This window comes from Rickettsia helvetica (assembly GCF_963970025.1).
GTDB lineage: Bacteria > Pseudomonadota > Alphaproteobacteria > Rickettsiales > Rickettsiaceae > Rickettsia > Rickettsia helvetica.
This window is the reverse complement of record NZ_OZ018776.1, coordinates 415,085-435,327: the sequence shown is the minus strand read 5'-3', so window position 1 is coordinate 435,327 and position 20,243 is coordinate 415,085. Positions and strand designations below refer to the sequence as shown.

Sequence of the window (20,243 nt, the reverse complement as noted above, 5' to 3'; positions counted from 1 at the left end):
ATATTTGGTGTCAGTAGTTAATCCTTATTTTACATCAGCATTTAGAACTATGAGAGGTAAGTTTACAAAAACTGATACCATCGATGCACAAATGTTAGCATTATTTGCAGAAAAAATTAACCCTGAATCTAGAAAAGTAGCGAATGAGATAGAAAAAGAATTAAAAGAACTTACAGCTAGACGTAACCAATTAATTACTATGATAGTATCTGAACGCAATCGCTTACGTAGAGTTACTAATCAAAAAATAATTAATAGTATAAATAATGTTATTGATTTACTTAATAGCCAAAAGGAATAAGTAGAAAAGCTTATATTACATCTTATTTTAAATCTAGAAAGTTACAAAGAAATATATAATTTACTCATTACTATCCCAGGTATTGGCTCGATTATAGCAATAACCTTAATTACAGAATTACCGGAGCTTGGTAATTTAAATTGTAAACAAATAGCTTCTTTAGTAGGAGTAGCACCTCACTGTAAGGAAAGTGGCAAAACAAGATTTAAAGCAAAAACTAAAGGTGGTAGAAAAACGGTACGGGCAGCATTATATATGGCAGCTGTTATGTCTGTAAGATGTAATTCTGCAGTTAAACCTTTTTATAAAAGACTTGTAGAAAAAGGAAAGGCCAAACAATTAGCTCTTACTGCTGTAATGCGAAAGATAATAATAATTATCAATAACATTGTTAAAAACAAACGACCTTGGCAGGAACAATATAAACAAATTATCTTGACTTCTTAAACATAAATCACCAGGGCGTTAGTAACACTGTATAGAACAACAGCTATGATAGGCTTTAAGCTTAAAGTTATACCCTAAGCCCTGAACATACCCTATCATCCCCCCCGATCAAAAGAGTCAAGGATTACATCAGTTTTGTGAGAAATGCTCTCACTTTTGGCAGAGGTTTCGACACCCTGAAACAGCACTTTGCTATTTCAAGTATCGTTTTATATATAACTTTCAAAAAGTCAATATGATTATTGATTTCAAAAATTTTTTCATTGTTTCATGGCTGCTATGTCATTCCTAGCTCAGCATTGTTGCGTAGATTGAAAAACGCATTCGGTGTCATACCGTGGCTTGACCACGGTATCCAAAAAAAAACAATTAAAAATACTAATAATGTTAGTATTTTTAACTGGATCCCGCGACTTGATCGTGGGATGACAACTGAAAAACCGATCCACGTAATAATACCTTGCGAGCGACTGAAAGGGGCGTGGCAATCTAGAAAATAATTAAAAAAAAATGCTAGAAATTAGCATTTTTTCTGGATTGCTTCGTCAATTATTTCATAATTTCCTCGCAATGACGATATCAATCTTTATTTTGCAATACCTTTTATGCTACCTGTAAATTTTGTTGCATAATAAAAGTATCGCTTATTACTGTCACTTGATGGAGCAAATCGTACACTAGCCTCACCATTCTCTAGTTTTCAGATCTCTACAAAAGTTGAGAGCGACGGACTCAGCATAAAGTCAAGCTTTTCAGGTTTTAATGTTAGGTTAACAAATACTAAATTTACTAAATTACATTTTTCGGCAATATTTGACGGCATTGGAAGCCAGTTCTACTAAGGAAATAAGTTCTTTTTTGCTGCAAAAAAGAACTAAAATAGATTAATTTTTCGCACACAAGAACTTAATAGTAGTGGATTTTTAAAAATTGTCTACTATTCATAGTAGACAATTTCCTACCTTTTATATTCAACTTTCTAATGGATCGATTTTACTTCTGTCGCCCCGTGATTTGTACTAGCTCCAATTAAAAATTCTAGTATTTTTAAGTTATTTTTTAGATACTGTGATCAAACCACGGTATGACATCGAATGCGTTTCTTGATCCATACAACAAGATTAAAGCAAATAGCAGATTACTCATTTGCGTTGTTATACTATAAGGCTATCATCAGAATCGTTTACTCCTAACCCTGCAAAGACTATATTATCCACTCCCTTCACATATTCACAAGTTGCAGAATAACCTGAATTTATTAATGCTTCTTTTTGTTCAGATGTGATATTAAAATCTAAAGCTGATATATTATTATCATCAATAAAAACTGTTCTCTCATGATTCTGAAAACAGGGTATCAAGTCAGAGCTTGTGAAAGCTTCAGCTAATGCATATAGTTGATCGGCAACAGTAGTAGTATTCACAAATGGTTTAGGTTCTCTATACCATTCTGATAAGCGTTTAATATTTCTTTATTAATTGGTTTAAACCCAAGAGTTTTATAGTTTTTATTTTCTGTTCTAGGGAGGCTTCATGCTGCACTTTTATCATCAAACACCTCAACTTGGGTAATTGTTCGTAACTCCACCATCAACATACGTTGAAACTACTCCCTGATCAGTTTTTTGTACGGGCTGAAAATATATAGGAAAAGCCCCTGAAGCGTGTACGAATTTTACGACTTTCTCATCAGGAGCATTTTCATAAGATAGAACTTCCGGAAATTGAGTGCTGAGATTAGTACACACTACGTATAAATCTATATTTGTTTTTTGACTATCATGTAGCTGTTTAAAAGTAATATCGGGGTCAAATCCCTTATCTTTTAATAATTGCCCTAAAAATTCTTCTAGATATTTCTCAGAATTTAGCCCTCCTGTTGTTATCAAGTCCCAAACTTGTACCCACCATTTAGCATTATCTGAAAATTTATTAAAATCAATTTTCTTAAGTACATCTTCAATTTCTTCCGGTTGATATCCTAGTGCTATGCATAAAGCAGCTATTGCACCATCAGAAGTTTCGACTACTTTTTGGATATTTTTTAAACAATCTTTTTCTTTTAATGCCTTTAGAGCCCCTGCATACGCTATGACTTTTACTCCACCACCTGCAAAGGCTAAGTTGTTTATTTCTAACATTTTCAATACCTTGATTTAGTTAATATTAATAAAAATTAATATTTGTGGCTTTTATAAACTATATATTAATATTTATCTATTTTTTTACTGGATCTTGCAATCAAGTAGGCATTGTTGCATGATCTCTATGTCATTTCTATGTGACAGGAAGCTAGTAAAAACATATTTTATTAAGAGCTTATCTGTAAACTTATTTTATATTGATAATTAAAGGGCTTTTACTCTTTAAATCTTAATATTACTTGTAAATTTTGTTGCTTATTAAAAGTATCGCTTATATACTGTTGCTTGATGAAGCAAAGCATATATATGGTAAGTAGTAATTTTTATAAAAATCTAGGACCACGAAAACTAATGGCAATTATAGATTTTTTACACGATATTATAGAACCTCCTAAGATTCATGAAGATATAACTATTCATGATATTAAAATTCTGCAGGAAGCATCTTCAAACGATATTAGCTTTTTAAGCAATCCTAAATACTCCGAATTTTTAAAAACTACCAAAGCTGCTGCTTGTATAGTGCCAAAAAATTTTACGGGAGAAGCAAATCCAAATACTCTTTTAATACATGCCGAGAATTCATATTTTGCTTACGGCAAATTAATAGATTTTTTCTATGCTCCTATTAAATCATACCCTGCTAAAATAATGAAATCCGCTATTGTTGCAGATTCGGCGACTATCGGAAAAAATTGTTATATAGGTCACAATGTAGTTATTGAAGACGATGTTATTATAGGTGATAATAGTATTATAGAAGCCGGAAGTTTTATAGGTAGAGGCGTAAATATCGGCAAAAACGCTAGAATAGAACAACATGTTTCAATAAATTATGCAATTATAGGCGACGACGTCGTAATACTCGCAGGTGCAAAAATCGGACAAGACGGGTTTGGGTTTTCTACCGAAAAAGGCGTACATCATAAAATATTTCATATAGGAATAGTTAAGATCGGCAATAATGTTGAAATCGGTGCGAACACTACTATTGATAGAGGATCACTTCAAGATACCGTTATAGAAGATCTATGCCGCATAGATAACTTAGTACAAACAGGACATAGCGTAAAAATAGGTAAAGGCTCTATTATCGTAGCACAGGCAGGTATAGCAGGTAGTAGCACAATTGGCAAATATTGTGCATTTGGAGGACAAGTAGGAATCGCCGGGCATCTAAATATAGGCGACGGGGTACAAGTAGCAGCACAAGGCGGTGTAGCACAAAATATAGAGGCAGGTAAAATTGTCGGCGGCAGCCCTGCAGTTCCTATCATGGACTGGCATAGACAATCTATTATTATGAAACAATTACTAAAGACCTCTAATAGCAAATTAAAAAAGTAGTTTGCTATTGAAAAGGGCTTTGTTATATGGATCAATTTTTTTATTGTCATCCCGTGGCTTGACCATGGGATGACAATGTGGAAATTTTCCTATCCATGCAACAATAAAAATATAGTTATTCGCATTAAAGAAGAGACCTAAATAAATGATCATAGATATTACCGAAATCATGGATTTGATACCTCATCGCTATCCATTTTTATTAGTAGATAGAGTACTTAAAATCGATCCTAACAAATCAATAACAGGTATTAAAAACGTTACCGTTAACGAATCACAATTTACAGGACATTTTCCGGCAAGACCTGTTATGCCCGGCGTTCTAATGGTTGAGGCTATGGCACAATTAGCTGCTATATTAGTTGCTAAATCTTTAGGTTCTACTAAGAATAAAGAAGTGTTTTTAATGGCTATCGAAAATGCAAAATTTCGTAGAATTGTTCAGCCGGGGGATACTATGCATATCCACGCTGTTATTGATCAGCAAAGAGCTAACGTATGGAAATTTTCAAGTACGGTTACGGTCGAAAGCGAAATAGCCGCAGAAAGTAAATTTACTGCAATAATTAAAGATAAAGCATAGGAAAAAGTAGTGGCAAACAATATCCATACTACGGCTATAATTGCAGAAGGTGCAAAGCTCGGTAAAAATACAAAAATCGGTCCATACTGTATTATAGGTGCTGAAGTAGTACTTCATGATAATGTAGAGCTAAAATCTCATGTGGTAATTGAAGGGATTACTGAAATCGGTGAAAACACAGTTATTTATCCTTTTGCATCAATCGGTCAACCTCCACAAATATTAAAATATGCTAATGAAAGATCAAACACAATAATCGGCTCTAATAATACTATTAGAGAATATGTTACGGTGCAAGCAGGAAGCCAAGGCGGCGGAATGGTGACAAGAGTAGGAAATAATAATTTATTTATGGTCGGCGTTCATATCGGTCATGATTGTAAAATCGGCAATAACATAGTATTTGCTAATTATGTAAGCCTAGCAGGTCATATTGAGGTAGGTGATTACGCAATAATCGGCGGGCTGTCTGCCGTACATCAATATGCTAGAATCGGTGAATATTCGATGATCGGCGGGCTATCGCCGGTTGGAGCAGACGTAATACCGTTTGGGCTTGTAAGCAGCAAACGTGCGGTGCTTGAGGGTTTAAATCTAATCGGTATGAATAGAAAAGGGTTTGATAAAGCAGAGTCTTTAAGTGCTTTAAAAGCTATCGAAGAAATCTTCTCAGGTAAAGGTAATTTTGCTGAGCGTATAAAACAAGTTGCCGAGAAATATAACAATAATTCTATAGTAATGCAAATCATCGATTTTCTTAATCAAGATAGTAGTAGAGCATTTTGTCGCTTTGAGAAGTAAATTTATTTAACTAGCAATGTGTACACTTTGTGTTACAATTAAATATTATAAGCATGGTTATTTTAATTTATTAAAAGGGATAAAAAGTATTATGACTAGTATACGTTTAGAAATAAATTTTAAGTAAAAAACTTGAAAGAGCAGTTCATGATTTACACTGTAGCAAAAGCTGGATAATTAGTGAAGCAATACGTATATATCTTAAACAACTAGAAAATTCAGACCTAACCAAAGAAGCTAAACGTCAATCCTTATTAGCTAGTAAAGAAAACAATCCTGATGCCGATTTATGGTTAAAACACAATGAAGAAAGTTGGTTAGATGAATGGAAATAATAGAAATTAAAAAAGGATATATTATTGCTTGTGTAATATCTGGAGATTATGGTAAACCTCGCCCCGCTGTTGTTGTTCAATCTCATTTACATAAAAATCATCCCAGTATAACAGTTTGCCCTCTAACAACGGATTTAATAGGTGCCCCAACTTTTCGCCCGTTATTGACTCCTACAGAGCTAAATGGTCTTAATTTAGAATCTCATATTATGGTTGATAAAATTAGTGCTATAAGAAGTGATAAAATTCAAAAAAAAATTGATGAATTGTCACCTGAACAACTAGAAGAGTTAATTGAAGCTATTAAATCATGGATGAATTAGCCACTAATTTTCTCATTTTTTCTTGTAAAGAATTTTGGCGTAAACGAGTTTTCAAGCTCTTAAAATCAACTATTTCTGCATTTTGATTTTGCTGGCTACATGCAAAAATATATTTCTGCTCTCCTTTAACTTTTTGGATACATTGTCCGCAAATCCCTTTCATCATACATTGCATCGATGAATTAACGCTAACTATTAGCTCCGTATTTTCACCGAATATTTCATTTTTTAGACTTTGCAATTCTTCTATTATTTCAGGAGAAGCATTAATTATTACTCTATCCACAGAAGTTAATTCACAGTTTTTTATATCAGGATAGGTAACAAATATAACTTCATTATTATTTTCTTTTAGAACTTTTAATAAGCCTACATTACCGGCTTCGGAATCAACAATAACTATTTTTTTATTTTGAGGTATTTCCATCGGTGAGCCTGTCGGTCCCATTAAAACCACTTTCTCATTTTCAGATAATGTTTTACATAAGCTAGTGGATTTACCGACTTCAAAAACTATGAAGCTAATTAAACCTTTTTCTACATCGATATTTGTAGGATTTAAGGCTACCGGCTCTATTAACTTAGCAGCATCTTCAGAATAATTTTGTAAGCGAAAGAACTGTCCGAACTTAAAATTTTTAGCAGCAAGCGGTGAGTGAATTATAAGCTCAAAAGTTTTATCATCTAGAATATTTATTTTATTAACCCTAGAAGTTAGCAAATAATCAAGCTGCGTACAAAAATCTTTATAACTACCTTTAAAGCTAGGGTTATTATTTATAAGTCTTTTGTTAATAGCGTCGTACCCTTCTTTGGTACTAGCAAGAGCTTTCACTACACTACCCAAATATTTAGGATTACAATCACCAAAATAGCTGTATTTATTCTCATCAAATTGAGTGTTATTTTCAATACCGATTGCCATAATCACGGTTTTGGCCTTGACGTCATTGCGAGGAAATGCGTAGCATTGACGCGGCAATCTTGTTAAGCCAAACTCCTGAGATTGCCACGCAGCCTTTGACTGCTCGCAATGACGATTCTCAAACTCCACAGATTCCACATGACCGTATTTGTCTAGATTAATCCTTAAAGGCTGCATATTTTCTTTAAAATCAACACCAAGTGCTAATGCATATATTAGCTCCTCGTGATTTAATTTATACGCCGGTGAATCTTGCAATCTTCCACGATAATAAACAGTAGCACCCCCAAGCTTATTAAAAATCTTTCTTAATTCTTCATTACTCTTAGCTTCTTTAAACAATTTTGCATGAGCAATAAATTCTTCAGCTATTCCTTTATCTTCCTCCACTAAATCTTTTTCTATATAATCTTCGGCAAATTTCTCTACTTGCTTTTTATAGTAATATAAACTTTCCGTTGCTGCATCTAAGGCAGTAAGACCACCGCCTATTACCGCAATCGGCATCCTAATTAGCATGTTAGTATTAGAATTTTCTAAAAATGCTCCCCCGCTTTGCAAAGTCATTAAGAAATCGGAAGCCGTTTTTACGCCTTTAGCTTCAAAATTTTCTATATCCAAAACTTTCGGCTGATCTGCTCCAATGCAAAAAGCTATATGGTCAAAACCTAAATCGAAAGCTTGTTCTTTCGTTATATTAAAATCTAAAGCCACTCCGTCATAATATTTGAAATTGTTATTTCTCTCTAATATTAGCCGCAATATATCAAGATTGTTTTTATCCCAGCGAACAGTTATACCGTATTCTGCTACCCCTCCAAATCCTCTTGGCATTCTTTCCGATAATAAATTTTTATATTCATGCCAAAATTTTATAGGCTTATGAACGTCAAAAGGTAGGGGAGTAATTTTAAGACCATCAATAGCCGTGACATTGTGACCTGACCGTAATAAATAATAGCTAAGACTAAAACCTGCAGGACCAAGGCCGGTAACTAAAATATTATAATTAGTAGGTTCTTTTGGCAGCGGTGTATAAATATTAAGCGGATTCCAACGGGTAAGAAGTAAATATATCTCTAAACCATAAGGTAATTTAAGCGTTTCTTCTAAAATATTTGATTCTATTAAAGGAATATTTACCGGATCTTGCTTTTGGTAAATACAAGCTTTTGAGCAATCATTACAAATCCTATGACCCGTTGCCGCAACCATCGGATTATCAATAACGATAATAGCAAGAGCACTTAGGTTAAAGCCTTGTGCCTTAACATAGTTCATTTCGGAAATCTTCTGCTTTAAGGGACAGCCGGTTGTCATCCCGTGGCTTGACCATGGGATCTTGTATCGCAGATTGTGTTCTGAGATCCCGCGATCAAGTTGCGGGATGACATTAATTCCCCTAGAACAGCTATCCTTATCCTGCTTATGGCAATAAATACAATAATGAGAATGGTTTAGAGCTTCATCTAGATTTAAAAAAGAATCTGTATAGTCAAAATCTACTCTCTCATTTTTTTGATATTTTAATATTTTTTTATCGTCTATTAGGTTTTCTTTATCTAGTTTTTGGGGGATTGTGAATAAGATGTCATCTGCCCCTGTTATCCTGTGAGCTTGTAGCGGGATCCAGTCTTTTTTAAATTCTTTCTGGATTCCGCGGTCAAGCCGCGGAATGACACCATCACAGGAATAAACCCTACACGCTGCATATTGTGCTGCTATGTCTAATTCTGTAGCAAAACTTTCTTCTGCCTGTTGCCATATAATTATTTGTTTGGCAAATTCTCTAGAAGTAAAATTCGCACCTATTAAATCAGTTAGCTTTAAATATATCTCTTCAAAATTAATATTTCTTATTTTTTCCGGTGGATATTTTTTTACGGCAATACGCTGAATAAATTTTCTTTTACATTCATAAATAATATCAAAATCTTTATGCTTTAATCTTGATATAGTTACTTCTTTTGAAATACAAAATAACTCTGCTAAAAAATCGTCTAAATGAGAGGAGATTTTTAATAAAAATTCGGAATAATCTTGTGGAATAATAGAGAAAGGTATTGATCTAAATAATATTAAATCTTTATGCAGAGATTTATTGGCTTTAAAGAGATAATCTAAAAATATTTGATCTAATTTTTTAAGCCCGGTTAAATCTAATTCATTAAAATCTAGATTAAAACCAAGTTTCATAAGTAATAAATAACTCTTTTAGAAAATTGTCTGTAAATTAAATAACTGATATAAACAGTAATAAATGCCACTATAATAGACTTAACTATCAGCATCATATCCGGTAATGTTCCGTCAATCACCAACGCTTGTACGGGTCTTATAACTAAAAAGAATGGATTAAATTCAAAATATATTTTTTTAGACTCCGGAATTAGCGAATATGGATAAACTATCGGTATACTCCAATAAATAACTCCGAGAATAACATTTAATATTTGCGGAATATCTCGAATATACGGTGTTAAAAATGCTACTGCGATAGAACTGCTAATCACGCATATTATTAAGGGTAAAATTAATATCGGCATAAATATTATTTGCCAAGAAAATTTTTCCGGAAATAATAAAATAAAAGCAAAATACATTGCCGAAAATGAGCAAATTAAAGTATATAATTGCCCTAAACTATCCGCAACAGGAAAAAAAGTCTTAGAAATTCTAACTTTTTTTATTATTTGATCACGTGTAACTAAAGAACTTGAACAAATCGTTAGGCTGCTTACTATAAAACTCCATAAAGGAATACCGCCGATTAAGTTCATTACCATAAATTCTCTCGGTTGTCTTAATAAAAAACCGAAAAAATATGAAATTACCATTATGTGAATAAAAGGCTGAATTAAACTCCATAAAGAACCCAAAAAAGAATCTTTGTTTTGCCTAATTATAGAAGCTTTAACCAGTAATGCTATTGCTTGCCAGTATTTTTTAGAAAAAAAATACTTTATCATTTATGAATTTCCTTGTTGTTGGTTATAGATTTTAAATATTTCTGATGGACTACCATCACCTATAATATTACCGTCTCTTAATAAAATACATCTATCGCAATTATCTTTTATAATTTCTTCTTGATGGCTTACTATTATTGAAATAGGAGTATTTTTAAATTTATTCTTCATTAAATTAAGAGATTTTTCTATAAAATAGCTATCGCCTGCCGCAAAAACTTCATCAAGTAATAGAATCTGCGGATTTTGGAATATCGATACGGAAAAAGCAAGCCGTGATAACATACCTGAACTATAAATTTTTATCGGTAGATCAATCTTACTACCGAGTTCCGAAAAATCTATAATTTCTTTTTCAATTTTTTTGCTATATTTATCCAGCATATTATTATATAGCATTAACATTTTTATATTTTCACGACCTGTCTGCTCCTGTTCAAAACCGACTCCCATATCTATAATTGCCGCAATATCTCCATGAACTCTGACTGTACCAGATTTTAACGGATATATTCCAGCGATTAACTTTAGAAGTGAACTTTTTCCCGAACCGTTACTTCCTATAAAAGCTATTTTTTCTCCCTCATAACAAGAAAAATTAATATTGTTTAATATGGGTATATTTGGAGAGAGAGAGACTCCTTTTTTCAAGAAGAAATGCTTTAAACCTTGAGCTCTTTTATGAGTATCTATGCCTTCTACATAACCATCGGTTATCTCTATAAATACTTTTGAATGGCTAAGTGACATAAAATAAATATTAAATAGATTTATTAATCCAATCTAAAAGAGAATTTTTTTGTTGCAAACCTATTTTAGTATCTTTTTGTTCACCGTTTTTAAATAACATTATCGTTGGAATACTACGAATACTGTGTTCTGAAGGAGTGTTAGGATTTTCATCAATATTCATTTTAAGTACCTTTACTTTGCCTTTTAATTCTTTACTGATTTCATCTATTATCGGTGTTAACATTTTGCATGGTCCACACCATTCTGCCCAAAAATCAACCAGTACCGGTAAATCCGATTCTAATACTTCCTTTTTAAAAGAGCTATCCGTTACGTTATTTGCCATAATTTCTCCTTGTTATTACTACTATCGGTAAATGAAGAGTGGTTATACTTAGTCAATTTCAAAAATTGGCATCGTCGTCTAGCAAGTTCTGTGGTACTCACGTATTAAGTATACGCTCCGTTCCTCGCCTTACAGACTCCTTGCTCTTTTTGAAATTGACCAAGTATAAAATAAAATTATAAAGTACAGGCTTCTACTTGTAAATAATGAAAATCTTTTTATTTATTATATTTATTTTTTCTATTATAATATATCCGCATTATTAAAGCTGCTGTTTCCTCTATTGATCTAGTCGACACGTCAATTACCGGCCAATTTCTTTGATCACAAATTTTTCTAACTTCTAAGCATTCTTTTTGTACTATATTAAAATCTGTATAGCTTTTATTCTCGTTAATTTGTAATAAATTTAATCTAGCTTCTCTTATCTCTATTAATCTATTTGGATTAATGACGAGTCCTACTACTAATTGATCTATATCTTTTTCTATAAAATCAGGAAAAGGGCAATTATAAACATAAGGAATATTGGCAGCTTTTAGACCGTTATACGCTAAAAATACGGAAGTCGGTGTCTTGGAAGTTCTAGAAGGACCTATTAATATTATATCAGCCTCCGACAACTCATTAAGCATTTGCCCGTCATCATGTCTTATGGCATAATCTATGGCATTAAGTGTATCAAAATAAGTTTTATCGAATTTATAATTGTAATTCTGTTCTTTTTCTATTTCAATACCTGAAAAAACAGACATTTCTTTAATAATTTTACCTATTACGGAAATACATGGAATTTTTAATTCATAGCAAAATTTCGTTAAAGCTTTTCGGAGTTCTTGATCGGCAATCGTGTATAATACTATCCCATGTTTAGATTCTATTTTACTTAATACTTCATTTAGCAATTCCAAATTTCTAATCATTGGCCAATGATATAATTTTGGTTTTACGGAAATAAATTGTGCAAGAGCAGAATTTGCTGCATATTTTGTAGTTTGCACGGAAGAGTCTGAAACCAAGTGAATAATTAGCTTTGTCATACTTTACACATGTAATTGTGGATAAATTTTTTAATAACTTGTTATTTTTCCTATTAAAATCTATTAAAAATTTCCTCAAATCCTTATTAAATCAAGTAAATCTAGTGTATTTTCTTTTAAATAAATAGTTTGTGGATAAAATTGTGAATAAATATCATTTTTCTTTGAAAAAATAGTCTTTTCTAAGCTATAAATGAATTTTACACTTAATTATCCACTTGTATAAATTCATTACAAACTTATGTGAATTATAATTAAAAATACCTATATTTTTAAGAAAATTTTAATGAAAATTTTGTTGATAACTCTGTTCAAAACATTTAATCTACATAATTCTATTTACATAAACAACAAATAATAAATATATTTATCAATTTAATATTTTTAGTAATTGCATGAAGCAACCTTTAAATCCGTTAAAAGGAAATAGTAATAAAATACCTATTTGGTTTATGCGTCAAGCAGGTAGATATTTACCGGAATATAAAAAAGTAAGAGAAACAACAAAAAATTTTCTAGATTTTTGTTATGATGTTAACAAAGCAACGGAAGTAACCTTACAACCAATAAAACGTTATGGATTTGATGCAGCTATTATTTTTTCCGATATATTAGTTTTACCTCATGCTCTCGGATGGGAAGTGGATTTTAAAGAAAATATAGGACCTATATTAAAGCAATTCAAATCACAAGAAGATTTTAAATATCTGCAAAGCAATCCGAATAATAAATTAGAAAAGGTTTATGAAATAATAAAAAAAGTAAAAAAAGAATTGCCATCCACCACTTCTTTAATAGGATTTGCAGGTAGTCCTTGGACAGTGATGAGTTACATGCTAGAAGGAAAAGGAAAACAGGATTTTAAAACGAGCAAAAAATTTATATATGAAAATAAAATACTTGCTAAAGAATTATTAAATTTTATTATGGAAAAAACAGCTGGTCATCTTATAAATCAAGCAAAATCGGGAGCAGATGTTTTAAAGCTTTTTGATTCATGGTCAGGAGTACTTGCAGAAGAGGAGTTTACTGAATTTGTAATAGAGCCGACAAAAAAGATCATACTAAAAGTAAAAGAAGTTTTTCCAAAAACTCCTATAATTGCTTTTCCTAAAGGAGCGGGATTATTATATGAAAAATTTATAAAAGAAGTACCGATAGATATTTTAGCCGCAGATCAAATGATCCCTCTTGAAAAAATGAAAGAGTGGAGTGATAAAGTAATAGTACAAGGTAATTTAGATCCGGTTGTATTATTAACTAATAAAGAAATTATTAAAGAAAAAGCTTACAAAATTCTTCAGGAAATGAAAGGAAAGAATTTCATCTTTAATTTAGGACATGGTATTTTGCCTGAAACACCTCCGGAAAATGTAGAATTTTTGACAGAATATGTTAGGTTATATGAAGAAAAGAATAGCAATAGTACTTTTTAACCTAGGGGGGCCTGATAGCCTTGAATCCGTAAAACCTTTTTTATTTAATCTATTCTATGACAGAGCTATAATTAATCTACCAAATCCTTTGCGTTATATTATCGCTAAAATAATTTCTATTACTAGAGAGAGAAAATCTCAAAAAATTTATTCTTTAATCGGTGGTAAATCTTCTTTACTTCAGGAAACAGAGGAGCAGAAATTAGCACTAACCGAAAAGCTAAAGCAACTCATAAAAGAAGATTTCGCTATTTTTATAAATATGAGATATTCAGCACCGTTTGCTAAAGAAGTAATAGGTCAAATAAAAAAATATAATCCAAGCGAAATAATATTATTGCCTCTATATCCTCAATTTTCAAGTACTACGACAGGATCATCGGTTAAAAATTTTTTACAAAATCTTGATATTGATATTCCAATTAAAACAACTTGCTGTTATCCTCTAGAAGAAGATTTTATAAAAGCCCATGTTTCATTAATTAAGGAAAAACTATACGATAAAAATTTTCGTATATTATTTTCTGCTCACGGGTTACCCAAAAAAATAATAAAAGCAGGCGATCCTTATAGTTTTCAGATAAAAGAAACAGTAAAAGCAATAGTCAAAGAATTAAATATAAAAGATCTAGATTATAAAATAACTTATCAAAGTAGAGTAGGACCTATAGAATGGTTAAAACCGAATACAGAAGACGAAATAGAGCTAGCAGGAAAGTTAAAAAAAGACATAATTATCGTACCTATATCCTTTGTATCCGAGCATGTTGAGACACTAGTAGAACTTGATATTGAATATAAATTAATCACAGATAAATATGAAATTCAATATACCCGAATTCCGACACTTGGAACAAATAAAATTTTTATTAATGGTTTGACAAATATATTGCTACGATTTATTAATAAGGTTGATACTAATTTAGTTACAAGTAGCTCCAGTACAAGAATATGTCCAAACGAATTTGCTAAATGTTTGTGTAAATTAAAGAATTAATAAGGAAAATAATGGCAAGTTACTATCTGTGGTTTAAGTCGATCCATCTGATATCTGCTATATGTTGGATGGCAGGACTTCTTTACTTACCTAGAATATATGTTTACCATACCAAAGCTAAAATAGGTAGTAAGCTAGATAGTATTTTACAAGTAATGGAGCTAAAGTTACTCAGATTCATTATGAATCCGGCAATGATTAGCACATTTATTTTTGGTTTAATAAATGCTCATATTTACGGGTTTGTTGCTCTTAATACTTGGTTTCACGTTAAAATGTTTGCAGTGTTAGTTTTAGTGATATTTCACGGTTTACTTGCAAGATGGCGAAAAGATTTTGTAAACGGTAAGAATGTCCATTCAGAAAAATTTTATCGCATAGTTAATGAGATTCCGGCTATTTGCATGATTGTTGCAGTGACTATGGTTATAGTGAAACCGTTTGACTAGTATTTATTCTGTCATACCATGGCTTGACCATGATATCCATAAATACAACTTAAAATACTAAAATTTAGTATTTTAAATTAGATCCCGCTGCAAGCTCGCGGGATGATACCGAAAAAACCGATCCATGCGGGCAATACCTTCCTGTGAGAGGAAAGCGGGAATGACATAAATAAAGCAATGCCTGCTCATCTATACTTTAGCAATACCAAATATTGCTTCTAGTTCTGCTAAGCGTTTCTCTATTGCATTGATATCTCTCTTTTTCAAAGGTCTTTCTAGCAACTCTGCTATCTCAACTTTTAGGATTTCTAAATTTCCTTTTGAAGTAAACTCTGCTACGAGTTCAGGTAGGCTCTTGTTAGTTTGGTTGGACATGCAGTTGCTCCCGATTAATTAAACTTAAGTTACTCAAGTTTTAACCACCGAAGAGAGGTAAATCTTTGGTGGTTGGGGGCATTCAAAGAAACCATAAACGACAGTTTATAATAGCTTTTAGGTATAAAATTTATTTAAAGTATCTTATAACTTATGAAAAATAATGTTGTCCCTATTTCCAAAAAAACCTTATAATTTGCAGTAACAAATAGCAATAAAAAAGTCAATTAAACTTTACTTCAGGTGGCAGTGACATTAATATTGCCTCAACATTCCCGTCAGTCATTAAGCCGAATTTAGTACCGCGGTCATATAGCAAATTAAATTCTACATATCTACCTCGCCTTATAAGTTGGTATTCTTTCTGCTCAGCTGTCCAAGGTAAAAATAACTTACTTCTAACGATTTCAGGATATACTGACAACAAAGCCTTACCTACATCCTGTGTAAAGGCAAAATCCTGTTCAAAATTACCGCTATTTAAGTAATCATAGAATATTCCGCCTACTCCTCTCGGCTCTTTTCTATGCTTTAGATAAAAATATTCGTCACATTGCTTTTTGAATTTAGGATAATAGCTAGAATCATACTTATCGCACACTTCTTTAAAAGCTGCATGAAACTTTACAGTTTCATTTTCTTCCGGATAAAAAGGTGTTAAATCGCCACCGCCGCCAAACCAACTTTTAGAAGTTTCTATATAACGAGTATTAAAATGCATAGCGGGAATTAGCGGTGATTTAAGATGTGCGACTAATGAAATGCCTGTTGCAAAGAATTCCCCGTCTAGCTCTGCTCCTGGAATTCCGCTGCGGAATTCGGGAGAAAATTCACCAAATACGGTAGATATATTAACCCCGACTTTTTCAAATACTTCTCCTTTCATGAGAGACATAACACCGCCACCACCACCGTTACGTTGCCAGCTTAAGCGTACAAACTTAGCCGATTTTAAACCTTTTATCTGTGCATATTCTTCTTCGATTTTTTCAAATTCTTTGCACAATAAATCACGTAAATTAGTAAACCAACTACTTGTTATTTCTTTATTTTCTATGTTCATAATTATTAAGCAACGATTTAATTACTTTCCTCATCATATACATAATCACTAAAAATACGGCAGCAATGATCATGATATAAAAAGCCGGAGCATAAAATAAGCCTGTATGCTCTACAAGCCAACGTGAAATAATAGGTGAAGTTCCACCGAATATCGCTATTGCAAAATTGTAGCTGAAAGCAACACCGGTAAATCTTTGTTCTACCGTAAATAAGGATATAACGAATATATAAGCCGTACCTGCTATACTTCCTGCGAGCATACCAAGCATTGTAAGAGCTATAATTTGTTGCCACATCTCTTCTGCTGACATAAGTAACATGGTCGGTAAAATCAATATCAAGATAGCAACACCAACAAGCATTGCCATTTTAAATTTTCCGATAATATCGGCAGTACCGCCGGCAAGCGGCATCGCTATCATCGCAATAAACGAACTATACGCTAAATATGATAAAGCAATAGTATTACTAAGATGCATTACATTATAATAGAAAACATTTATATATGTTTTTACTAAATACATAACGCTGCTAGCGATAGCACCTATACACATAGTTAAAAACATCGATCTCCAAGCAGTTCTAATTACATTGGAAAAAGGTGCCTTAAGAACTTGTTTCTTTTTCTCAAGCATTTTAAAAATCGGTGTTTCCGATACACGCAATCGCAAGTAAAATCCGGCAAGACCCATAAATCCGCCAAGCAGAAAAGCAAAACGCCAAGCAAAATCTATATGAGAAAAATAACGTTCGATTATAATACCGATAAATGTTGCGATTAACGTACCGGCAATATTTGAGCCGTGAACCAAACCTGCCGTAAAACCGGGTCTTAAATTTTGACGATGTTCAAGAATAAAAATAGCCGCTCCCGTTCCTTCACCGCTAATACATAAACCTTGAATAAGCCGCATTATAACTAGAGTTATAGGGGCATAAATCCCAATACTTGCATATGAGGGTATGAGACCCATAATAAAGGTCGGAATAGTCATACCTAGCATCGAGATTATTAAAGCGATACGTCTCCCATATCTATCACCGATATAACCGAATAATATGCCTCCTATCGGTCTTGTCAGAAAGCCGACCGCAAATACTCCAAGGCTTAGAAGAATTCTAATGAATTCTGATTCGCCTGGAAAAAAAACTTGTCCGATAATCAGTGAAAAAACTGAATATACAGTAAAATCATAATATTCGAGTACATTACCTGAAATAGCAGATAAAAAAATGAACTTAGACCTATTCATCGAGCTTAAAATAACTTAATTACTAATTAGTTATTATAGACAAGTTACATCATTTATTAAAGTGTAAAGTGTTAGAGGCTATCTGTAAATATAATTTATTTAAACTAATTGAGATAAGAAAGTCTTGGCAGGAACGATTACAGGATAATTATAACTGAAGCAATCAATCTCTTTATATTCCATATTAAATACTACTTGAAAGGCAAAAGGGCAATTTAAAAGTTCTTAAAAATATTTTAAATTTGAGTTTAATTCTTGATTTGAAGAAGTTTTAGCTTCAACTAACCTGTACTAGTTAGGAGTTGATCTGACAGTAAGAAGTTGTTGGGTACAAAAAAAAAGATATACTCGTACCCGGCAAAAATTTAACAACCTCTAAAAAAAGGAGACTGTCAGATGACAATATACCAACAAAAAATAATAAAGCCAAGAATTGGTTTATTACAACTAGCAGAACAACTAGGTAACGTATCGCAAGCATGTAAAGTAATGGGTTATAGCCGAGATACATTTTACCGCTATAAAGAGCTTCATGAACAAGGTGGAGAAGAAGCGCTATATGAGATGAGCAGAAGAAAGCCTTGTTTAAAGAACCGAGTACCAGCAAGTGTTGAAGATGCTATAGTTAATATTACAGTTGAATATCCCGCTTATGGTCAAGAACGTACAGCTAATGAGCTACGCAAGAAAGGAATAATTATTTCAGGAGGAGGCGTAAGATCAGTTTGGCTTCGTCATGATTTAGAAAATTTTAAGAAACGCTTAAAAGCTTTAGAAAATAAGGTAGCAAGCGACGGTATTATTCTAAATGATATACAGTTAACAGCTCTTGAAAAAGTAAAAAACAAACGTGAAGCAAGCGGTGAGATTGAGAGTTTACATCCCGGTTATCTTGGTTCTCAAGATACCTATTATGTAGGGAATATAAAAGGTATAGGACGTATTTATCAGCAAACTTTCGTTGATACTTATTCTATTGCTATTTGTAAACTTTATACAGAAAAAACAGCTATAACGAGTGCAGACCATCTTAACGATAGGGTTATACCATTTTTTGAAAGCTATAATATTCCTCTGGTTCGGATATTAACAGATAGAGGAACGGAGTATTGTGGCAAGCCTGAGCATCATGCTTATCAGTTATATCTTGGTATTGAAAATATAGATCATTCTAAAACTAAAGCCTATAGTCCTCAAACTAATGGGATATGTGAACGATTCCACACAACTATGCAAGAAGAATGTTATCACATTTTATTCCGCAAAAAGTTTTATTCTACATTAGAAGAGCTACAAACTGATATAGATAACTGGCTTGTAGGTTATAATAATGAAAGAACTCATTCAGGTAAACATTGTTACGGTAAAACGCCAATGCAAACTTTTAAAGATTCTCTTTATATTGCAATTAATAAAAATATTGATAATATAGAGACAATATCAGACAACTTGACCTTAACTTATCAAGCTGCCTGATTACTCAATACTGTCAGATCAACTCCTAACTAGTACAACTAACATCCATGGTTTGTTATTTTTTGTTACTAAAAAATCTACTTCTTTCTTTTGTCTATCTCTAATAAAATATAATTCATATTCACCAAATCCTAAATCACTCCAAAAATGACAGAACTTTAATAAATGATTTGTAATAAAATTTTCATATCTTCTATAAGCGACCAGTCCCATAGATATATTTTCGGCTCTTTTATTAAACTTCTAGGGATATTATTTGACCATGGATAAATACGATAACTATAAAAAAACGACTCAAATGACTCAAGCCATCTTGTAATGGTTGGAATTGATACTTTAATTTTATTTGCAAGAGAACTATAAGATGCTTGCCCTCCTATAGAGGAAGTCAAAAAACTTCCTAAGACTTCCATTTGAGATAATTCTTGGATTTGTGTTAACTCTCTAATATCTTCCTTAAAAAGCTGAGTATTTTTAGTTTTCTTCCATCTATGCCAAAATGTGGAAGATCCCTTAATATAAGGATCAGGAAAACCACCAAACTTAAACAAGGATTCAAATTGTTCTTCAGATATTTTTTTTGGTAGATTTATTTCTTTGGTTAGACTACTAAAGTTTTCTATTACTTCAGAAACTGATAAAGGATGCATACGATATGGGAAATATCTACCCATCATACTGTGTCCCCACCTTTTTTATAAACTCTTAGTTTTAAGCTACCTGTAACTATAATGTGAGCTTGTTTTCCATAAATATCATAAAACCCTTTTAAAAAAGTTTGCCAGTTTGAGAATTTATGTAACTCATCAAAAATCACAATAGGATTATTTTGATCCGGAATATGTAGACCTATAAAATCTGCTATTGTTGTTGTTCCTTTTAAAATTAGCAAACGTGCT

Annotated in this window: 23 protein-coding genes and 1 pseudogene; 12 read left to right on the top strand and 12 right to left on the bottom strand. The window is 32.2% G+C overall.

Going from position 1 to position 20,243, the window contains the following annotated elements; translation table 11 throughout:
- The first annotated feature begins 7 nt into the window (after positions 1-7).
- The 3 genes from AB1146_RS02725 to AB1146_RS08500 all read left to right on the top strand — a co-directional run bounded on the left by AB1146_RS02725 (position 8) and on the right by AB1146_RS08500 (position 1,248).
- Positions 8-301, top strand: a complete 294-nt coding sequence (locus tag AB1146_RS02725) for an IS110 family transposase (protein WP_010420449.1) — start codon at positions 8-10, stop codon at positions 299-301.
- Between the two features lie 12 nt (positions 302-313).
- Positions 314-748, top strand: coding sequence for a transposase (locus AB1146_RS02720; protein ID WP_083831759.1), 435 nt, complete (start codon positions 314-316; stop codon positions 746-748).
- A 242-nt stretch (positions 749-990) separates the two neighbouring features.
- Positions 991-1,248, top strand: a complete 258-nt coding sequence (locus AB1146_RS08500; RefSeq protein WP_410526286.1) for a hypothetical protein — start codon at positions 991-993, stop codon at positions 1,246-1,248.
- A 654-nt stretch (positions 1,249-1,902) separates the two neighbouring features.
- Here the strand turns inward: AB1146_RS08500 and AB1146_RS02705 are convergent.
- Positions 1,903-2,172, bottom strand: coding sequence for a hypothetical protein (locus AB1146_RS02705; RefSeq protein ID WP_029374725.1), 270 nt, complete (start codon positions 2,170-2,172; stop codon positions 1,903-1,905).
- Between the two features lie 135 nt (positions 2,173-2,307).
- Complete coding sequence (locus AB1146_RS02700; RefSeq protein ID WP_232203646.1) at positions 2,308-2,889, bottom strand: patatin-like phospholipase family protein; 582 nt, start codon at positions 2,887-2,889, stop codon at positions 2,308-2,310.
- Between the two features lie 309 nt (positions 2,890-3,198).
- Between AB1146_RS02700 and lpxD the strand changes: the two genes are divergently transcribed.
- The 5 genes and pseudogenes from lpxD to AB1146_RS02675 all read left to right on the top strand — a co-directional run bounded on the left by lpxD (position 3,199) and on the right by AB1146_RS02675 (position 6,281).
- Positions 3,199-4,239 (top strand): UDP-3-O-(3-hydroxymyristoyl)glucosamine N-acyltransferase, encoded by a 1,041-nt coding sequence (lpxD, locus tag AB1146_RS02695; RefSeq protein WP_010420777.1) that lies wholly within the window; start codon positions 3,199-3,201, stop codon positions 4,237-4,239.
- 145 nt (positions 4,240-4,384) lie between these two features.
- Positions 4,385-4,822, top strand: a complete 438-nt coding sequence (gene fabZ / locus AB1146_RS02690) for a 3-hydroxyacyl-ACP dehydratase FabZ (protein WP_010420780.1) — start codon at positions 4,385-4,387, stop codon at positions 4,820-4,822.
- Between the two features lie 9 nt (positions 4,823-4,831).
- The gene (gene lpxA / locus AB1146_RS02685) at positions 4,832-5,623 is read left to right on the top strand and encodes an acyl-ACP--UDP-N-acetylglucosamine O-acyltransferase (protein ID WP_010420782.1); all 792 of its coding nucleotides are present in this window, start codon (positions 4,832-4,834) and stop codon (positions 5,621-5,623) included.
- Between the two features lie 91 nt (positions 5,624-5,714).
- A pseudogene (locus AB1146_RS02680) lies at positions 5,715-5,958 on the top strand (CopG family ribbon-helix-helix protein).
- Positions 5,949-6,281 (top strand): type II toxin-antitoxin system PemK/MazF family toxin, encoded by a 333-nt coding sequence (locus AB1146_RS02675; RefSeq protein ID WP_355404234.1) that lies wholly within the window; start codon positions 5,949-5,951, stop codon positions 6,279-6,281. The pseudogene AB1146_RS02680 and the gene AB1146_RS02675 overlap by 10 nt, the downstream one beginning before the upstream one ends.
- On the opposite strand, the gene AB1146_RS02670 is transcribed toward AB1146_RS02675, so the two are convergent.
- The 5 genes from AB1146_RS02670 to AB1146_RS02650 form a co-directional block, all read right to left on the bottom strand.
- Positions 6,262-9,402 (bottom strand): FAD-dependent oxidoreductase, encoded by a 3,141-nt coding sequence (locus AB1146_RS02670; RefSeq protein WP_010420787.1) that lies wholly within the window; start codon positions 9,400-9,402, stop codon positions 6,262-6,264. The genes AB1146_RS02675 and AB1146_RS02670 overlap by 20 nt on opposite strands.
- Positions 9,399-10,175, bottom strand: a complete 777-nt coding sequence (locus AB1146_RS02665; RefSeq protein ID WP_010420789.1) for an ABC transporter permease — start codon at positions 10,173-10,175, stop codon at positions 9,399-9,401. The genes AB1146_RS02670 and AB1146_RS02665 overlap by 4 nt, the downstream gene beginning before the upstream one ends.
- Complete coding sequence (locus tag AB1146_RS02660; RefSeq protein ID WP_010420791.1) at positions 10,176-10,925, bottom strand: ABC transporter ATP-binding protein; 750 nt, start codon at positions 10,923-10,925, stop codon at positions 10,176-10,178.
- 10 nt (positions 10,926-10,935) lie between these two features.
- Positions 10,936-11,253, bottom strand: coding sequence for a thioredoxin (gene trxA / locus AB1146_RS02655; protein ID WP_010420792.1), 318 nt, complete (start codon positions 11,251-11,253; stop codon positions 10,936-10,938).
- Positions 11,254-11,471: 218 nt separating this feature from the next.
- A complete protein-coding gene (locus AB1146_RS02650; protein ID WP_010420793.1) occupies positions 11,472-12,293 on the bottom strand; it encodes a pyruvate, water dikinase regulatory protein in 822 nt (273 codons plus the stop codon).
- Between the two features lie 395 nt (positions 12,294-12,688).
- Between AB1146_RS02650 and hemE the strand changes: the two genes are divergently transcribed.
- Genes hemE through hemJ form a run of 3 tightly spaced genes read left to right on the top strand, consistent with a single transcriptional unit; the run spans position 12,689 to position 15,175 of the window.
- A complete protein-coding gene (gene hemE, locus AB1146_RS02645; protein ID WP_010420795.1) occupies positions 12,689-13,729 on the top strand; it encodes a uroporphyrinogen decarboxylase in 1,041 nt (346 codons plus the stop codon).
- Positions 13,686-14,726, top strand: a complete 1,041-nt coding sequence (gene hemH, locus AB1146_RS02640) for a ferrochelatase (protein ID WP_010420797.1) — start codon at positions 13,686-13,688, stop codon at positions 14,724-14,726. The genes hemE and hemH overlap by 44 nt, the downstream gene beginning before the upstream one ends.
- Before the next feature lie 11 nt (positions 14,727-14,737).
- Positions 14,738-15,175 (top strand): protoporphyrinogen oxidase HemJ, encoded by a 438-nt coding sequence (gene hemJ, locus AB1146_RS02635; RefSeq protein WP_010420799.1) that lies wholly within the window; start codon positions 14,738-14,740, stop codon positions 15,173-15,175.
- 189 nt (positions 15,176-15,364) lie between these two features.
- Here hemJ and AB1146_RS02630 read toward each other — a convergent pair whose 3' ends face one another.
- The 3 genes from AB1146_RS02630 to AB1146_RS02620 all read right to left on the bottom strand — a co-directional run bounded on the left by AB1146_RS02630 (position 15,365) and on the right by AB1146_RS02620 (position 17,868).
- Positions 15,365-15,550, bottom strand: a complete 186-nt coding sequence (locus AB1146_RS02630) for a hypothetical protein (protein ID WP_010420801.1) — start codon at positions 15,548-15,550, stop codon at positions 15,365-15,367.
- Between the two features lie 223 nt (positions 15,551-15,773).
- Positions 15,774-16,613 carry an oxygen-dependent coproporphyrinogen oxidase gene (gene hemF / locus AB1146_RS02625; protein ID WP_010420803.1) on the bottom strand — a complete coding sequence of 280 codons (840 nt, stop codon included), beginning with the start codon at positions 16,611-16,613 and terminating at the stop codon, positions 15,774-15,776.
- Positions 16,597-17,868 (bottom strand): MFS transporter, encoded by a 1,272-nt coding sequence (locus AB1146_RS02620; RefSeq protein ID WP_010420806.1) that lies wholly within the window; start codon positions 17,866-17,868, stop codon positions 16,597-16,599. Before AB1146_RS02620 ends, hemF begins: the two co-directional genes overlap by 17 nt.
- A gap of 396 nt (positions 17,869-18,264) precedes the next feature.
- Between AB1146_RS02620 and AB1146_RS02615 the strand changes: the two genes are divergently transcribed.
- Positions 18,265-19,344, top strand: coding sequence for an IS481 family transposase (locus AB1146_RS02615; protein ID WP_010420735.1), 1,080 nt, complete (start codon positions 18,265-18,267; stop codon positions 19,342-19,344).
- 158 nt (positions 19,345-19,502) lie between these two features.
- Here the strand turns inward: AB1146_RS02615 and AB1146_RS02605 are convergent, their stop codons facing one another.
- Complete coding sequence (locus tag AB1146_RS02605) at positions 19,503-20,021, bottom strand: DUF4143 domain-containing protein (protein WP_156790162.1); 519 nt, start codon at positions 20,019-20,021, stop codon at positions 19,503-19,505.
- Positions 20,018-20,236 carry an AAA family ATPase gene (locus AB1146_RS02600; protein WP_051125488.1) on the bottom strand — a complete coding sequence of 73 codons (219 nt, stop codon included), beginning with the start codon at positions 20,234-20,236 and terminating at the stop codon, positions 20,018-20,020. The genes AB1146_RS02605 and AB1146_RS02600 overlap by 4 nt, the downstream gene beginning before the upstream one ends.
- Between the last annotated feature and the right edge of the window lie 7 nt (positions 20,237-20,243).

Excerpts from the sequence above, each read along its gene's own strand:
- AB1146_RS02700 (WP_232203646.1), bottom strand. The coding sequence starts at position 2,889 with ATGTTAGAAATAAACAACTTAGCCTTTGCAGGTGGTGGAGTAAAAGTC.
- lpxD (WP_010420777.1), top strand. The coding sequence starts at position 3,199 with ATGGTAAGTAGTAATTTTTATAAAAATCTAGGACCACGAAAACTAATG.
- fabZ (WP_010420780.1), top strand. The coding sequence starts at position 4,385 with ATGATCATAGATATTACCGAAATCATGGATTTGATACCTCATCGCTAT.
- AB1146_RS02675 (WP_355404234.1), top strand. The coding sequence starts at position 5,949 with ATGGAAATAATAGAAATTAAAAAAGGATATATTATTGCTTGTGTAATA.
- AB1146_RS02670 (WP_010420787.1), bottom strand. The coding sequence starts at position 9,402 with ATGAAACTTGGTTTTAATCTAGATTTTAATGAATTAGATTTAACCGGG.
- AB1146_RS02665 (WP_010420789.1), bottom strand. The coding sequence starts at position 10,175 with ATGATAAAGTATTTTTTTTCTAAAAAATACTGGCAAGCAATAGCATTA.
- AB1146_RS02660 (WP_010420791.1), bottom strand. The coding sequence starts at position 10,925 with ATGTCACTTAGCCATTCAAAAGTATTTATAGAGATAACCGATGGTTAT.
- trxA (WP_010420792.1), bottom strand. The coding sequence starts at position 11,253 with ATGGCAAATAACGTAACGGATAGCTCTTTTAAAAAGGAAGTATTAGAA.
- AB1146_RS02650 (WP_010420793.1), bottom strand. The coding sequence starts at position 12,293 with ATGACAAAGCTAATTATTCACTTGGTTTCAGACTCTTCCGTGCAAACT.
- hemE (WP_010420795.1), top strand. The coding sequence starts at position 12,689 with ATGAAGCAACCTTTAAATCCGTTAAAAGGAAATAGTAATAAAATACCT.
- hemH (WP_010420797.1), top strand. The coding sequence starts at position 13,686 with ATGTTAGGTTATATGAAGAAAAGAATAGCAATAGTACTTTTTAACCTA.
- hemJ (WP_010420799.1), top strand. The coding sequence starts at position 14,738 with ATGGCAAGTTACTATCTGTGGTTTAAGTCGATCCATCTGATATCTGCT.
- AB1146_RS02630 (WP_010420801.1), bottom strand. The coding sequence starts at position 15,550 with ATGTCCAACCAAACTAACAAGAGCCTACCTGAACTCGTAGCAGAGTTT.
- hemF (WP_010420803.1), bottom strand. The coding sequence starts at position 16,613 with ATGAACATAGAAAATAAAGAAATAACAAGTAGTTGGTTTACTAATTTA.
- AB1146_RS02620 (WP_010420806.1), bottom strand. The coding sequence starts at position 17,868 with ATGAATAGGTCTAAGTTCATTTTTTTATCTGCTATTTCAGGTAATGTA.
- AB1146_RS02615 (WP_010420735.1), top strand. The coding sequence starts at position 18,265 with ATGACAATATACCAACAAAAAATAATAAAGCCAAGAATTGGTTTATTA.
- AB1146_RS02605 (WP_156790162.1), bottom strand. The coding sequence starts at position 20,021 with ATGATGGGTAGATATTTCCCATATCGTATGCATCCTTTATCAGTTTCT.